Annotated in this window: 10 protein-coding genes and 1 other RNA gene; 6 read left to right on the top strand and 5 right to left on the bottom strand. The window is 52.7% G+C overall.

What is annotated here, in order from left to right:
* The first annotated feature begins 65 nt into the window (after window positions 1-65).
* Window positions 66-2,090, top strand: coding sequence for an oligopeptide transporter, OPT family (locus RSJ68_09945; protein WNU96736.1), 2,025 nt, complete (start codon window positions 66-68; stop codon window positions 2,088-2,090).
* A 799-nt stretch (window positions 2,091-2,889) separates the two neighbouring features.
* On the opposite strand, the gene RSJ68_09940 is transcribed toward RSJ68_09945, so the two are convergent.
* The 3 genes from RSJ68_09940 to RSJ68_09930 all read right to left on the bottom strand — a co-directional run bounded on the left by RSJ68_09940 (window position 2,890) and on the right by RSJ68_09930 (window position 4,831).
* Window positions 2,890-3,321, bottom strand: coding sequence for a murein L,D-transpeptidase (locus tag RSJ68_09940; GenBank protein WNU96735.1), 432 nt, complete (start codon window positions 3,319-3,321; stop codon window positions 2,890-2,892).
* Between the two features lie 9 nt (window positions 3,322-3,330).
* Window positions 3,331-3,861, bottom strand: coding sequence for an outer membrane protein assembly factor BamE (bamE, locus tag RSJ68_09935; GenBank protein WNU96734.1), 531 nt, complete (start codon window positions 3,859-3,861; stop codon window positions 3,331-3,333).
* Between the two features lie 337 nt (window positions 3,862-4,198).
* Entirely contained in the window at window positions 4,199-4,831 is a 633-nt protein-coding gene (locus RSJ68_09930; protein ID WNU96733.1) for an MBL fold metallo-hydrolase, read from the bottom strand.
* A 141-nt stretch (window positions 4,832-4,972) separates the two neighbouring features.
* Between RSJ68_09930 and RSJ68_09925 the strand changes: the two genes are divergently transcribed.
* The 4 genes from RSJ68_09925 to RSJ68_09910 all read left to right on the top strand — a co-directional run bounded on the left by RSJ68_09925 (window position 4,973) and on the right by RSJ68_09910 (window position 10,621).
* Window positions 4,973-5,791, top strand: coding sequence for a DNA ligase (locus RSJ68_09925; protein WNU96732.1), 819 nt, complete (start codon window positions 4,973-4,975; stop codon window positions 5,789-5,791).
* Window positions 5,792-6,298: 507 nt separating this feature from the next.
* A complete protein-coding gene (locus tag RSJ68_09920) occupies window positions 6,299-7,489 on the top strand; it encodes a UDP-N-acetylglucosamine-peptide N-acetylglucosaminyltransferase (GenBank protein WNU96731.1) in 1,191 nt (396 codons plus the stop codon).
* Between the two features lie 509 nt (window positions 7,490-7,998).
* Window positions 7,999-10,014 (top strand): prolyl oligopeptidase family protein, encoded by a 2,016-nt coding sequence (locus RSJ68_09915; GenBank protein WNU96730.1) that lies wholly within the window; start codon window positions 7,999-8,001, stop codon window positions 10,012-10,014.
* A gap of 139 nt (window positions 10,015-10,153) precedes the next feature.
* Window positions 10,154-10,621, top strand: coding sequence for a nicotinamide-nucleotide amidohydrolase family protein (locus tag RSJ68_09910; GenBank protein ID WNU96729.1), 468 nt, complete (start codon window positions 10,154-10,156; stop codon window positions 10,619-10,621).
* 96 nt (window positions 10,622-10,717) lie between these two features.
* Here RSJ68_09910 and RSJ68_09905 read toward each other — a convergent pair whose 3' ends face one another.
* Window positions 10,718-12,175, bottom strand: coding sequence for an oligopeptide:H+ symporter (locus tag RSJ68_09905; GenBank protein ID WNU96728.1), 1,458 nt, complete (start codon window positions 12,173-12,175; stop codon window positions 10,718-10,720).
* Between the two features lie 197 nt (window positions 12,176-12,372).
* An RNA gene (gene rnpB, locus RSJ68_09900) (RNase P RNA component class A) lies at window positions 12,373-12,734 on the bottom strand.
* A 215-nt stretch (window positions 12,735-12,949) separates the two neighbouring features.
* Between rnpB and RSJ68_09895 the strand changes: the two genes are divergently transcribed.
* Window positions 12,950-14,923 (top strand): transferrin-binding protein-like solute binding protein, encoded by a 1,974-nt coding sequence (locus RSJ68_09895; protein ID WNU96727.1) that lies wholly within the window; start codon window positions 12,950-12,952, stop codon window positions 14,921-14,923.
* Window positions 14,924-15,019 lie beyond the last annotated feature (96 nt).

The raw sequence follows: 15,019 nt of genomic DNA, 5'->3' as shown, positions 1-15,019 counted from the left end.
AGGCAGATTCGGCAGCCGGTTCGAGCCTGCCGTCGTGTTTTTTATCAACCGAAAGGCTATCCACGATGACACAATCCACTCACGATCCTTACGCGGATTACCGCGAGCTGACGCTTCGGGGCATGATACTCGGTGCGCTGATTACCGTTATCTTTACCGCGTCGAACGTTTACCTCGGCTTGAAGGTCGGTCTGACCTTTGCTTCGTCGATTCCGGCGGCGGTGATTTCGATGGCGGTTTTGAAGTTTTGCAAAGGCAGCAATATTTTGGAAAACAATATGGTGCAGACGCAGGCTTCGGCAGCGGGTACGCTTTCGACCATCATCTTCGTCCTGCCCGGTTTGCTGATGGCGGGCTACTGGAGCGGTTTCCCGTTTTGGCAGACGACGCTTTTATGTATTGCCGGCGGAATTTTGGGGGTGATTTTCACCATTCCGCTGCGTTATGCGATGGTGGTGAAAAGCGAGTTGCCTTATCCCGAAGGCGTGGCGGCGGCGGAGATTTTGAAAGTCGGCAGCCACGAGGAAGAGGAAGGCCGTCAGGGCGGCAGCGGCATTAAAGAGCTGGCGGCCGGCGGCGCGCTGGCGGGCTTTATGAGCTTTTGTTCCAACGGTTTGCGCGTGATTGCCGACAGTGCGAGTTATTGGTTTAAAAGCGGCACGGCAATTTTCCAACTGCCGATGGGCTTTTCGCTGGCATTGTTGGGCGCGGGCTACTTGGTCGGACTGACGGGCGGTATCGCCATCCTGTTGGGCATTTCGATTGCTTGGGGTATTGCCGTGCCGTATTTTTCATCGCACATTCCGCAGCCTTCCGATATGGAAATGGCGGCGTTTGCGATGAAGCTGTGGAAGGAAAAAGTACGCTTTATCGGCGCGGGTACCATCGGTATCGCGGCGGTTTGGACGCTTTTGATGCTGCTCAAGCCGATGCTGGAGGGCCTGAAAATGTCGTTCAAGAGTTTCGGCGGCGGTGCGCCCGCTGCGGAACGTACAGGACAGGATTTGTCACCTAAGGCCATGATTTTCTGGGTATTGTCCATGATGCTGGTGCTGGGCGTATCGTTTTATCACTTTATCGGCGATTCGCACATTACAGGCGGCATGGCTTGGCTTTTGGTGGTCGTTTGTACGCTTTTGGCTTCCATCATCGGCTTCTTGGTCGCCGCCGCCTGCGGTTATATGGCGGGTTTGGTCGGCTCGTCTTCCAGCCCGATTTCGGGTGTGGGCATCGTTTCCATCGTCATCATTTCGCTGGTGTTGTTGGTCGTAGGTGAATCTGGCAGCTTGATGGCGGATGAAGCCAACCGCAAATTCTTGCTGGCTCTGACCTTGTTCTGCGGCTCGGCAGTGATTTGTGTGGCTTCGATTTCCAACGACAACCTGCAAGACTTGAAAACCGGCTACCTGCTCAAAGCAACGCCTTGGAGACAACAGATTGCGTTGATTATCGGCTGTATCGTCGGCGCATTCGTCATCTCACCCGTGTTGGAACTGCTCTACGAAGCTTATGGCTTTACCGGCGCAATGCCGCGCGAAGGCATGGACGCGGCACAGGCCTTGGCGGCTCCGCAAGCGACTTTGATGACGACTATCGCGTCAGGTATTTTCGCCCACAACCTTGAATGGGCGTACATCTTCACCGGTATCGCGATCGGCGCGGTGTTGATCGTCGTCGATTTGGTGTTGAAAAAATCGTCCGGCGGCAAACGCGCACTGCCTGTCCTCGCAGTCGGCATGGGCATCTACCTGCCCCCGTCCATCAATATGCCTATCGTGATCGGCGCAGTGTTGGCGGCGGTGTTGAAACACATCATCAGCAAAAAAGCGGAAAACCGAGAAGGTCGTCTGAAAAACGCCGAACGCATCGGAACCTTGTTCTCCGCCGGTTTGATTGTCGGCGAAAGCCTGGTCGGCGTAGTGATGGCGTTCATCATCGCCTTCTCCGTAACCAACGGCGGCTCCGACGCCCCGCTCGCGCTGGGTCTGGAAAACTGGGAAACCACCGCATCATGGCTGGGACTGGCATTCTTCATCACAGGCATGGTGTTCTTCGCCCAACGCGTGTTGAAAGCAGGACGCGTCAAGTAAGTTGGGTTTGAAAATAAAGAGGTCGTCTGAAAACTTGGGATTCAGGTTTTCAGACGACCTTGTTTTTATCTGCGGTCTTCAATCTCTCTCGTCTGGCTGGGGAGGGGGGCTACAGGCTGAACGAATTTGATTTTACCCAAAGCCATAGAACCACCTCCATCCTAACCTTTCCCCGCCGGACGGGGGAAGGAACAGATTGCCGTTGCAGCAATCCGTAGCGTGGGCTTTGCCCACGATATGAATGCCAAAATGAAAGCACATTCGGCTATTGTCTGATTTTGATTACTTAAATGATGGATTTCGCGGGCAAAGCCCACGCTACTTGAGTTATCCAAAATCTGTATTGATTGAATACACGGGTCGTCTGAAAACGGGTATGAACGGGTTTGTTTCTATAAAACCCGAATCTTAAAGTTTCAGACGACCTCGTTTTTATCCGAAAACCGCCCCCTCTCCCGTCCGGCGGGAGAGGGCTGGGGAGAGGGTGGCTCTGCGGGCTACACGAATTTGATTTTACCCAGAGCCATAGAAAACCACCCCCATCCTAACCTTCCCCCGCCCGACTGGGGAAGGGACAAGTTGCCGTTGAAGCAACGAGTAGCGTGGGTTTTGTCCATGAGATGAATGCTCGGACACAGATAACTAATTCAGATTATTAAGCAGTAAATTTCGTGAGCAAAGCCCACGCTACGGGTTCGGTTGCTCCAAGTATGTATCGAGTCAATAAAAAGGTCGTCTGAAATCTTGAATTTCAAGTTTTCAGACGACCTTTTTCATGCCTGCTATATGGTGAAACCCGTCAAATCACTTCCAAAACAAAATATTGGCGCAATTTGTCGTACACTTTGTCGGTTACGTTGATGCAGCCGTTGGTGATGATGCGGTCGGAGACGACGTTGGAAGCGATGCGCTGCATACGGCGCTCGGAGGGTTTGAGCGTCCAGACGCGGTGCAGGGCGAATAGGAAGTCTTTTTCCTGCTTGAAGCCGATGATTTCGCCGCCGTAGCCGGGTTTGGAAGTCTTCATCAACTGCATATCAAAAGTGCCTTTCGGCGTGGTTTTGCCGATGAGCACGGGGTAACACTGGGCATCGTCGGTGAAACACAGCTCGGCTTTGGCGGTGTTGACGATGACTTTTTTGCGTTGCATGTATTCTTTGGCGGCATCGGCTGCGGCAAAGCTGTTCAGCCCTGCCAGCAGCGATACGCCGAGGATGATTCTTTTAAACATGTTTTCCTGTTATTTGCGGATGCGGTGGTGGGTTTCGGGCGCAACCTCGCGGATGATGATTTGAGGTTCAGGCGCGGGTTGTGGGGCAACTTCTTGTACGGGCGGGCAGACGGCGTCTTCCGGGAAGACGGCTTTCCAATGGAAGCTGCGGGCGTATTTGTGTTTGTCAAACAAGACTTTGTATTGGCAGGTGGTAATGCCTTCTACGCCGGAGCCGATGTCGGGATTGGCGGGAACGCCGGGAGTGCGGAAGTGGAAGAGGTAGTTCCATTCGCGCACGCCGAACATACCTTCATCGTAGTGCGGACGGCCGAGGATTTTGTAGATGTCGTCTTTGCTCAGACCCGGTTTCATCTGTTCGAGTTCATCGGCGGTAGGGAATGTGCCTTGGTTTTTGTTGAAGGTTACGGAGTAGGGTTTCGGAAAGACGGGGTTGTCTGTCGTTCCGTCGGCTTTAACGTGGCTTTTGCCGGCGCAGGCGGACAATACGGCTGCGGCAGCGAGGTAAAGGGCGGTTTTGGCGATGCGGGACGTTTTCATGGTTAATCCTTTTTCGTGTTGGCGGCTTCGGTTATGCCTCTGCCGCATGGAAAAATACGATTTACCCGCACGCTGCCCTTTGTGCCGATGCCGTTTATTGTCACTTTGTAACAATTTCATACGGATATAATTGTAAATGATGGTACATCGGCTTCAGGAAAGCGTGTGTCCGGGTCGGGTAAAATCGCGTTACTGGTTGTTTATTTTGATGTTTAATCAAATTTAAGGCGAAATGTAAATTTCTCGTTCAGATTCCATGCAAGTTTTATGCCAATTTTTTAAAAAAGGTCGTCTGAAACGCTTATCCGTGTTTCAGACGACCTTTCGCTTTCAGGATTTAAAAAAACGGATTGTGCCGTTTTTCATGCCCGATGTCGGTCATTCTGCCGTGTCCGGCGATGACGCGCGTGTCTTCGGGCAGGACGAACAGTTTGGTGCGGATATTATGGATGAGGTCGGCGTGGTTGCCGCGCGGGAAGTCGGTTCTGCCTATGGTTTCGTAAAACAATACGTCGCCCGCGATGAGCAGCCCTGCTTCGGCGCAGTAGAAAACGACGTGGCCGGGCGTGTGGCCGGGGATGTGCAGGACTTGGAAGGCGTGGCTGCCGACCTTGAGCGTTTCGCCTTCGGTCAGCCAACGGGTCGGCTCGAACGCGGGGGAAACGGGAAAGCCGTATTGGGCGGTCGTTTCGGGCAGGGCTTGCAGCAGGAATTCGTCGTCCGCATGAGGGCCGATGACGGGGACGGGGCGGTGTTCGCGCAATTCCACCACGCCGCCGGCATGGTCGAGGTGTCCGTGGGTCAGCCAAATGGCGGTCAGGCTGAGGTTTTTCGCGTCCAGCTCTTGTAGGAGGTAGGAAACGTCGCCGCCGACATCGGTCAGGACGGCTTCGCGGGTTTCGTCATCCCACAAGAGGGTGCAGTTTTGGCGGAAAGGGGTAACGGCAATGATTTCGGCTTGAAGTGCCATGAGGCGGGATTCCTTGGGTAGTGGTTGGACGGGGATTGAACTTCGTTGAAACGATGAAACGATGTTTTCAGACGACCTTCGGTCTGCTTATGCGGTATCATTATTATATTTGAAATAATCACTCACATTATTGGAACGTTTATGAGAACTTCAATGCAGGGCATGATACCGATTTTTGCCGCTTTTTTCATCCAAACGGCGCTCGGCGCCGATTTGATGCTGGCGCAGGAATACAAAGACCAAGACATTACAGGCTGGGCGATGAGCGAGAAGCTCGACGGCGTGCGCGCGTATTGGGACGGGCGGCAACTGGTCAGCAGGCAGGGCTACGCGTTCACGCCGCCCAAAGGCTTTACCGCGCAGTTCCCACCCTATCCGCTCGACGGCGAGCTGTATAGCGGGCGCGGGCAGTTTGAACAGATTTCCGCCGCCGTGCGCTCGTCTTCCGGCGATTGGCGCGGCATCCGCCTGCACGTTTTCGACGTACCCAAAGCGCAAGGCAACCTCTACCAACGCCTCGCCGTCGCAACGCAATGGCTGAAAACGCATCCGAATGCGCCCATTACCATCATCCCGCAAATCAAAGTCCGCGACCGGCAGCACGCGATGGATTTTTTGAAACAAATCGAAGCGCAGGGCGGCGAAGGCGTGATGCTGCGCCAGCCCGAATCGCGTTACATCGGCGGCAGGAGCAGCCAATTATTGAAGCTGAAAAGCCAATACGACGACGAATGCACGGTAACGCGGCATTATGAAGGCAAAGGGCGCAACGCCGGACGGCTGGGCGCGGTCGGCTGCAAAAACCAACACGGCGAATTCCGCATCGGCAGCGGCTTCAAAGACAAAGACCGCGACAACCCGCCCAAAATCGGCGCGGTCATCACATACCGCTACCGCGGCTTCACACAAAAAGGCACGCCGAAATTTGCCACGTTTGTGCGGGTCAGGACGGACAGGTAAAAACCGATGGTCGAAAGGTCGTCTGAAAACCGGATTTTTGGGTTTTCAGACGACCTTTTTATAAACATGGATGGATACTGAATCGGTTTTCTGCTTTTGGTGTGGGAAGAGGGAGCTTTGGTATATCGCGGGGAATTTAACTTTTGATACAGCAGCTTATTTAGCCCCGTCATTCCCGCACAGGCGGTAAACAATATATCGGAGTAAGTTATTTGCTTATTTATGATGTACAATTTCTGCTTGATCGTTTTTTAATGGATTGGTTTGATAAAGGGATAAATGATGGATATTAATCGTTTGATTTTTGAAAGTTTACTATTATCCAATGATGGAAAATACGTTGAAGCGATTGAAAAGCTGAATCAGGCTTGGTGCGAGATTCCAGATAAAAATAACCAAATTTCAGAGCAATTCTTGATTCAATATCAACTTGGCAGTTGTTATCTTGAACTGATTAAGAGAAGTAAAGGCACAGAAAGCTTTGTTAAACAGGCTAACGAAAATTTTTTGGCTGCTTACGAAAAATTATCACAATTAAGCGATGAGGATGAGGAAGAAAAAAAAGAATGGAAAAAAATAATCTATCAAGGTTTAAAAGATATTCATTACCTAAATGAAGATTGGCATTCCTATTTCGAGAAGAAAAAGCAAGAAATACAGGAATCACTTTTCAAAGACGAAACTTCACAACTGCAAGATGCCGTTTCAACCGTGTTGGCGGTTCTCCATATCACACCGATAGAATTGGGTTCCATCCCGATGGCGCATTACACCTCGCCCCATGTATGCCATATATTATTCGGGATTGATAACAACGAAACCGCCAGTCCGATGCGGCTTGGCAGCTCTACCTATATGAACGACCCGTCCGAGGGCAAGAGTTTGCTGGACTTGCTAAACCAGCAAGATTTAGGGGTGGAAAACAAGTCGGATAGCGCGTCCCACAATGCTTTTTTTACCTGTTTCTCCAGCCGCGTCAACGATTTGAACCAGTTCCGCCTGTATGGGAAAGAAGACGGCGTGGAGGCTTCGGGCTGCTGCCTGGTGTTCAATAAAAACAGGAATTGGCTGAAAAACGCGGATATTTCCGCTACATTTACATTCCGTAGTCTGTCTGAAACGTCTGGGCAGAATTCAGACGACCTGCCCAAAGTTGATGAATATGAAAAACTGCCGCTTTATCAAGTCGCCTATATCGCGTACAAAGATGAATATATTGCGGAAAAGAAATGCGGGATATGGTTTCCGTCTCAAGAAGAACCGAAATTCGGTATCCGCCTGAAACCCGTCGGAAATGAAGGATGGCATCAGTTTCGCTTGGAAAGATTAAAAGAAGCGTTGGAAGAGCTTATCGGGTTTTTCAAGGACAAATCTGCCGTCAGTGACGAAAGTAAAGATGCCTTGGAATACATCCGCTATCTGTTTAAAGACTTCGCCTTCCGCGATGAAGAAGAGTTCCGCCTGTTGGTCATCAAGCCAATCGATTCGGAGGAAATCGAATATTGCAAGGATACTAAATCCATCTATATCCCTTATGCCGATATACGGAATCAGGCGGACGAGGTGATTTTGGGCACGAATTACGAAAAAACCGGCAATCAACGCAAGGCGGAAGTGTTCCGCTATCGGATGAAGCAAAAATGCCCCGACGTCAAAGTCTCCCGCTCGACGCTGCCGATTAATCCGCCGAATAAGTAGGTTGGTTTGCGCGGCAATGCCGAAACAGCCGTAGCCGTAGGTCGGATACTTGTATCCGACAAAAACCTGCCATCCCCAAAGCCGTCGGATTCGAGAATCCGACCTACTGAAACTTTTGATACAGCAGCTTATTTAGTCTCGTCATTCCCTTTAGCCCCGTCATTCCCGCGCCGGCGGGAATCCAGGATGCGGAATTGAGGAAACCTTTTTTCCTGACAGATTTCCGTGCCGACAGGACTGGATTCCCGCCGGCGCGGGAATGACGGCTGATGGTTAAGTGTATCTGAAACGGTAGTGGACTCTCCCACACTTATTTTCAGATGACCTTTCCCCAAGCTCTACGGATACCGAACTGGTGTTTCCCGCTTTGAAGGCTGATGGCTAAGCGGTGTATCGGAAGCGGTAGCGAAGAAACCCGCCACACTCGTTTTCAGACGACCTTTTCATCTGTCTGCAAGGCTTTCCCGCTATAATTCCCGCTTTCGCTATTTTCAGACGGCCTCCCTTCTATGAAATCCTACCCCGATTCCTATCTCCATTTCGAAAACCTCGACGCCCCCGAAACGCAAAATTTTGCCGCTGAAGCGCATGCCGAAACGCGCGCTCGTTTTTTTGACAACGATAAGGCACGCGCGCTGTCGGACGGGATTTTGGCTCAGATGCAGGACACGCGGCAGATTCCGTTTTGTCAGGAACACCGCGCGCGGATGTACCATTTCCATCAGGACGCGGAATATCCGAAGGGTGTGTACCGCGTATGTACGGCGGCGACCTACCGTTCAGGCTATCCTGAGTGGAAAATCTTGTTTTCGGTGGCGGATTTCGACGGGCTGCTCGGCGACGATGTGTATCTGGGCGGGGTGTCGCACTTGGTGGAGCAGCCCAACCGCGCGCTGTTGACTTTGAGCAAATCGGGCGGCGATACGGCTTATACGCTGGAAGTGGATTTGGAAGCGGGCGGGCTGGTCGAGGGCGGCTTTCATTTTCCGGCGGGGAAAAACCATGTGTCGTGGCGCGATGAAAACAGCGTGTGGGTGTGTCCGGCTTGGGACGAGCGGCAGTTGACCGAATCGGGCTATCCGCGCGAGGTGTGGCTGGTGGAGCGCGGCAAGAGTTTCGAGGAAAGCCTGCCGGTGTACCAAATCGGTGAAGACGGGATGATGGTGAACGCGTGGCGTTACCTTGATCCGCAGGGTTCGCCGATTGATTTGATTGAAGCGTCGGACGGTTTTTATACCAAGACGTATTTGCAGGTGTCGTCTGAAGGCGAGGCGAAACCGTTGAACCTGCCCGCCGATTGCGACGTGGTCGGCTATTTGGCGGGGCATCTTTTGCTGACGCTGCGCAAGGACTGGAACCGCGCGAACCAAAGCTATCCGAGCGGCGCGCTGGTAGCGGTGAAGCTGAATCGGGGAGAACTCGGGGCGGCGCAGCTTTTGTTTGCGCCCGATGAAACGCAGGCATTGGAAAGCGTGGAAACGACCAAGCGTTTTGTGGTGGCGAGCCTGCTGGAAAACGTGCAAGGTCGTCTGAAAGCGTGGCGTTTTACTGATGGCAAATGGCAGGAGGCCGAACTGCCGCGCCTGCCTTCGGGCGCGCTGGAAATGACCGACCAGCCTTGGGGCGGCGACGTGGTTTACCTTGCCGCCAGCGATTTCACCACGCCGCTGACGCTGTTTGCGCTGGATTTGAACGTGATGGAACTGACCGTCATGCGCCGCCAGCCGCAGCAGTTTGTTTCAGATGGTATCGAAGTGCGGCAGTTTTGGGCGGTGTCGTCCGACGGCGAGCGCATCCCTTATTTCCACGTCGGCAAAAACGCCGCGCCCGACACGCCGACGCTGGTCTATGCCTACGGCGGTTTCGGCGTGCCCGAGCTGCCGCATTATCTGGGCAGCATCGGCAAATACTGGCTGGAAGAGGGTAATGCCTTCGTGTTGGCGAACATACGCGGCGGCGGCGAGTTCGGCCCGCGCTGGCATCAGGCGGCGCAGGGAATCAGCAAACACAAAAGCGTCGATGATTTGCTTGCCGTCGTGCGCGATTTGTCCGAACGCGGCATGAGTTCGCCCGAACACATCGGTTTGCAGGGCGGCAGCAACGGCGGCCTGATTACCGCCGCCGCCTTCGTGCGCGAGCCGCAAAGCATAGGCGCGCTGGTGTGCGAAGTGCCGCTGACCGACATGATCCGCTATCCGCTGCTCTCCGCCGGCGCAAGCTGGACGGATGAATACGGCAACCCGCAGAAATACGAAGTCTGCAAACGCTGGCTGGGCGAATTGTCGCCGTATCACAATCTTTCAGACGACGTGCCATACCCGCCCGCACTCATCACCACCAGCCTCAGCGACGACCGCGTCCATCCCGCCCACGCGCTCAAGTTCTACGCCAAACTGCGCGAAACCTCCGCGCAATCGTGGCTCTACGCTCCGGACGGCGGCGGTCATACCGGCAACGGTACGCAACATGATGCCGCCGACGAACTCGCCTGCGTGTTGCTGTTTTTGAAAGAGTTTTTGGGGTAAGGGCGGGTAGCGACACTGCTGCCGCGAATGAAAAAAGGTCGTCTGAAAACCGAAAAATCAGTTTTTCAGACGACCTTTCCTATCTTCATCGCAATCGGCCTATAATCAAGTCCGAACCCCAAAAACGAAAGGACGTCACATGACCGCGCTGCAAACCATCGCCGAACACCTCACCCGACACCGACAAACCGTTACCTGCGCCGAATCCTGCACGGGCGGCCTGCTTGCGGGCGCATTCACCAGCATCGCGGGCAGCTCGCAATGGTTTCATCAAAGTTTCGTTACTTACAGCAACCAAGCCAAAGAAGAACGCCTCGGCGTCATGCCCGACACCTTGCTGCAACACGGCGCGGTCAGCCGCGAAACCGTGTACGAAATGGCGCGCGGTGCGAAAGCCGTCGCACAAGCCGACTACGCCCTGAGTATTTCCGGCATCGCAGGCCCGGGCGGCGGCAGCGCGGCAAAACCCGTCGGCACGGTGTGGTTCGGGTTGTCCACGCCGACCGAATCGTTGGAGCAAATGAAAATCTTCAGCGGAGACCGAGAGGCCGTCAGAAATCAGGCAGTCGCCTTCGCCCTTGAATTTTTGGCGGAACATTTGGTTTGACGGTTCCCAACGCAAGAACGGCAAACCGCGTTCATGCAAAAGGTCGTCTGAAAAATTTTTCAGACGACCTTTTGTATGTCTTGCTCAGAGCGGTTTTTAATCCGCGCCTTTGAGCATTTTATTCAAAACGGGAACAAGCAATAACAATACCACACCGGTTATCACGCCTATGCCGCAAAGCATCCAGTAGAAATCCAGCGGTGCTTTATCGTTGAATCCTTCTTTGAACAGCACGCCGCCCAAAGTGAAGCCCAAGGAAAAGCCCAAGAAATTGAGCGCGACCATTTGGGTTTTGAACATGGGCGGAGCAATTTTGGTAGAGATGGAAAGCGCAATCGGAGAAATCATGAGTTCGCCTACGGTGATGGCAAGCAGGATCAGCGCGAAAACGATGATCGGCATGGGCGTGCCGGACGAAATATACGGCACGAATCCAAGATAGGATATGCCGACGACAATCATCGCCAATGTAAATTTCAATGGGGTTTTCGGCTGGTGTCTGCCCATTTTTGTCCAAATCGCCGCCATCACGCCGGAAAAGAGGACGACCCACATGCTTTGGATGGAATCTTTCCAGGCAACGGGGACAGTCCAGCCGCCTATGGTTCGGTCAACCGTTTCGTCAAAGTACACCGTCGCCACGGTATAAACTTGGAACCAGACCGCCCAAAACAGGCAGATGGTCAGAAACAGCGGAATATAGGCGGTGATGTAGCGTTTGTTTTCAGACGACACATGGCTGCTGCCGAGCAGTCGCGCGAAATAGGCAATGACGGTAAGGATTACCGTACCGAGCAGGAATTTCGAGAAATTGTCCAGATTGAGCGTACCCGAAGCAATCAGGCTGCCGACAACCAAGACAATCAGCACGCCGACTGCAACCGCGGTTTTCACTTTTTCAGGACGCAGCGGATTGGGCGCGGGCGTGTGCGGCAGCAGTTTGCGCCCGACGGAGTAACGCCACAATCCAAAAGCCATACCGACTGCCGCCGCGCCGAAGCCGTAGTGGAAACCCATCTCGGTTTGCAGTAAACCCGTCAGGAGCGGGCCGAAGAAGCCGCCGATGTTGATGGAAATATAGAAAATCGAAAAACCCGCATCGCGCAGCGGCTTCAATTCGTCTGTCTCATAAAGCGAGCCGACCATCGAGCTTGCCGACGATTTCACGCCGCCGCTGCCCAACGCGATGAGTACCAAGCCGCACAGCAGCCCGTACAGCCCCGGTGCGATTGCCAAAACGATGTGTCCGAGCATGACCACGATGCCGGAAATAAACAGCGTTTTTTCCGCGCCCCAAATCCGGTCGGCAAGCCATGCGCCGAGGATGGTGGACAAATAAACGCTGCCGCCGTACGCGCCGACGATGCCGCCGGCGAGCGACTTGTCCATGCCCAAACCGCCTTTGTCGGCAGTGTAATACAGATAAATCAATAAGATACCCTGCATACCGTAAAACGAGAAACGTTCCCACAATTCGATGTGGAACAGGGTGGAAAGCTGGATGGGATGCCCGAAGAAGGTTTTTTCCTTGCGGGCGGAGTAGTTGTCAGACATAAAAGTTCTCCAAAGGCGTTGAAACACCTTTTATTATCAGTTGCGGCACATTGCGCACCGCCCATTTTTCAGCCGTATATGGCATAACCTTTTTTAACGTAATATCAAAAAACTGTCAAACTGATTGACCTAAAAAAGCAAAAGGTCGTCTGAAAAACAGAATTCTGTTTTCAGACGACCTTTTTCAATAATCGGGACATACAGGCCGGACGGTAAGCCGGGTTCTGTCTCGGACAGTCATTCCTCTAGGCACACCATTACTGATGCACTCCAGCAACCTACCCGAACGCTCGGCGAGCAGCGTCAAAGCGTTCTGTTTGGTCTTGCTCCGGATGGGGTTTAGCCTGCTGCGCCTTGTTACCAAGTGCACGGTGCGCTCTTACCGCACCTTTTCACCCTTACCCGTGCCGCCCGAAGGCGGCCGTCGGCGGTATTGCTTTCTGTTCCACTTTCCGTCGCGTTTCCGCGCCCGGCCGTTAGCCGGCATCCTGCTCTGCGGAGCCCGGACTTTCCTCCCCGTATGCCTTACGCGATACGCGGCGACTGTCTGTCCGACCTGTATGAAACGCGGATTATAACACAATAAAAACATACCGTTTGAGTATAAAAAACGACCATTTATCACGCTTTTTGCATATTTTACACTAAAAAAATGCAAATAAAATAAACCGTTTAACTAAAAATGATACCGTTCGTCGCAAAAATTAGATGACATAAAAATGAAACACGCATAGAATGATTTTCACATAACTACTTTAAATTGAGAACATTGCGATGAAAACACCTTACCCCCATATCTTATCCTGTATTGCCGTTTCGATATTAACAGCCTGTGGAGGAGGTGGCGGAGGCGGTACACCGTCTGTCGCGCCAACCCCGACTTACCCGATTGTCCAGCCGGGCAATATTCCGAATCCATCCGTACAAACGGAAAGAACGGCAACCCCTCCTGCCGGTAATCAAGCTGATGCAAATAATGCTTTAGAAGCATCTGAAGAAAATATCCATAAAGAAGTCGAAGATTCCGTAAATTCAACACAAACGTCGTCTGAAAACCAGAATCAAGACGTAAAAGCGGATAGCAACGACAAAGCCGAAGCGGAACGAAAAGCTGCGGAAGAAGCCGCCAAAGCTAAAGCCGAAGCCGAACGTAAAGCGGCAGAAGAGGCTGCTAAAGCCAAGGCAGAAGCCGAACGTAAAGCGGCTGAGGAAGCTGCCAAAGCTAAAGCTGAAGCTGAACGCAAAGCGACTGAGGAAGCTGCAAAAGCCAAAGCTGAAGCCGAGCGCAAAGCTGCGGAAGAAGCTGCCAAAGCTAAAGTTGAAGCGGAACGTAAAGCGGCAGAAGAAGCTGCCAAAGCCAAAGTAGAAGCTGAGCGCAAAGCCGCTGAAGAAGCCGCTAAAGCTAAAGCCGAAGCTGAGCGCAAGGCTGCTGAGGAAGCTGCCAAAGCCGAAGCAGAACGCAAGGCTGCGGAAGAAGCTGCCAAAGCCAAAGCAGAACGCAAGGCTGCTGAAGAAGCTGAAAAAGCCAGAGTAGAAACAGAACGTAAAGCCGCTGAAGAGGCTGAGAAAGCCAAAGCAGAAGCTGAGCGTAAAGCTGCTGAAGAAGCTGAGAAAGCTAAGGCTGAGGCAGAACGTAAGGCTGCTGAAGAGGCTGAAAAAGCTAGAGTGGAAGTTGAGCGTAAAGCTGCGGAAGAAGCTGAGAAAGCCAAAGCCGAGGCTGAACGTAAAGCGGCTGAGGAAGCTGAAAAAGCTAAGGCGGAAGCCGAACGTAAGGCTGCTGAAGAGGCTGAAAAGGCTAGAGTGGAATCGGAACGTAAAGCTGCTGAAGAGGCTGAAAAAGCTAAGGCGGAAGTAGAACGAAAAGCCGCCGAAGAAGCTGAAAAAGCTAAGGCGGAAGTAGAACGAAAAGCGGCTGAAGAAGCCGAAAAAGCCAAAGCAGAAGCAGAACGTAAAGCGGCTGAAGAAGCTGAAAAAGCTAAGGCGGAAGCCGAACGTAAGGCTGCTGAAGAAGCCGAGAAAGCTAGAGTGGAAGCAGAACGCAAAGCTGCTGAAGAAGCCGAGAAAGCTGAAGCAGAGCATGAGGCCGCTGAAGAAGTTAACCCAAAATCGGAGGTTGCTCCGGCTATGCAATCAATCGGCGGTTTTTACACCATGTTGACGGTTGACGGTACCGATAACAAAGTGATCGACAGAGTGGGTAGTCCTGATGTCCTCGAAGTCAACGGACAAAAAATCAACCTGCTGCCACAAACATTTGACGCGGCAAACGGTATGCTGTCCTTGTCGGACAACAAAATTATCCGCGCCATCGGTACGCATCTGCAATACGGCCATTACGGTTTTTACGGAAGCAAAAAGGAAAACGGCGAGCTCAATTCATCCCTGGTGTTCTACCAAGGTCTGATGACGCCTGTCGAAGCCATGCCGCAAACCGGTTCGGCTATCTACCAAGGCAATGCGTTTTACAATGACGCATCCAACATCAACACTGTCGGCTCATCCCTGTTCAATGTTGATTTCGGCGAAAAAACGCTGACCGGCGGCATTTATTCGGCAGAAGGACGTTTTGACCCCGTAATGCTCCAAGCCAATATCGCCGGTAACCGTTTTGTTTATGTGGACGGGACAACTAAAAACAGTATGTCGGGCATCTTCCTCGGTCCGCAGGCGGAAGAAATGGCAGGCCGCTTCGACCATCCGAGCGAAGGCAAGAGCGGTACGTTCGGCGCCGCCATGCTGAAAGACTGATTTTTACCGTATCATCAGCTCAAAAGGTCGTCTGAAAACTTGGAAATCGGGTTTTCAGACGACCTTTTTCCGTTCCCGTCCAAGAAGCAGCCCATA

It is taken from the genome of Neisseria sp. DTU_2020_1000833_1_SI_GRL_NUU_006 (assembly GCA_032388755.1).
GTDB classification, from domain to species: domain Bacteria; phylum Pseudomonadota; class Gammaproteobacteria; order Burkholderiales; family Neisseriaceae; genus Neisseria; species Neisseria sicca_C.
Note: the sequence above shows the minus strand (reverse complement) of the source record. Positions and strands in the feature narration are given on the sequence as shown.

Excerpts from the sequence above, each read along its gene's own strand:
- RSJ68_09945 (WNU96736.1), top strand. The coding sequence starts at position 66 with ATGACACAATCCACTCACGATCCTTACGCGGATTACCGCGAGCTGACG.
- RSJ68_09915 (WNU96730.1), top strand. The coding sequence starts at position 7,999 with ATGAAATCCTACCCCGATTCCTATCTCCATTTCGAAAACCTCGACGCC.
- RSJ68_09910 (WNU96729.1), top strand. The coding sequence starts at position 10,154 with ATGACCGCGCTGCAAACCATCGCCGAACACCTCACCCGACACCGACAA.
- RSJ68_09930 (WNU96733.1), bottom strand. The coding sequence starts at position 4,831 with ATGGCACTTCAAGCCGAAATCATTGCCGTTACCCCTTTCCGCCAAAAC.
- bamE (WNU96734.1), bottom strand. The coding sequence starts at position 3,861 with ATGAAAACGTCCCGCATCGCCAAAACCGCCCTTTACCTCGCTGCCGCA.
- RSJ68_09925 (WNU96732.1), top strand. The coding sequence starts at position 4,973 with ATGAGAACTTCAATGCAGGGCATGATACCGATTTTTGCCGCTTTTTTC.
- RSJ68_09905 (WNU96728.1), bottom strand. The coding sequence starts at position 12,175 with ATGTCTGACAACTACTCCGCCCGCAAGGAAAAAACCTTCTTCGGGCAT.
- RSJ68_09895 (WNU96727.1), top strand. The coding sequence starts at position 12,950 with ATGAAAACACCTTACCCCCATATCTTATCCTGTATTGCCGTTTCGATA.
- RSJ68_09940 (WNU96735.1), bottom strand. The coding sequence starts at position 3,321 with ATGTTTAAAAGAATCATCCTCGGCGTATCGCTGCTGGCAGGGCTGAAC.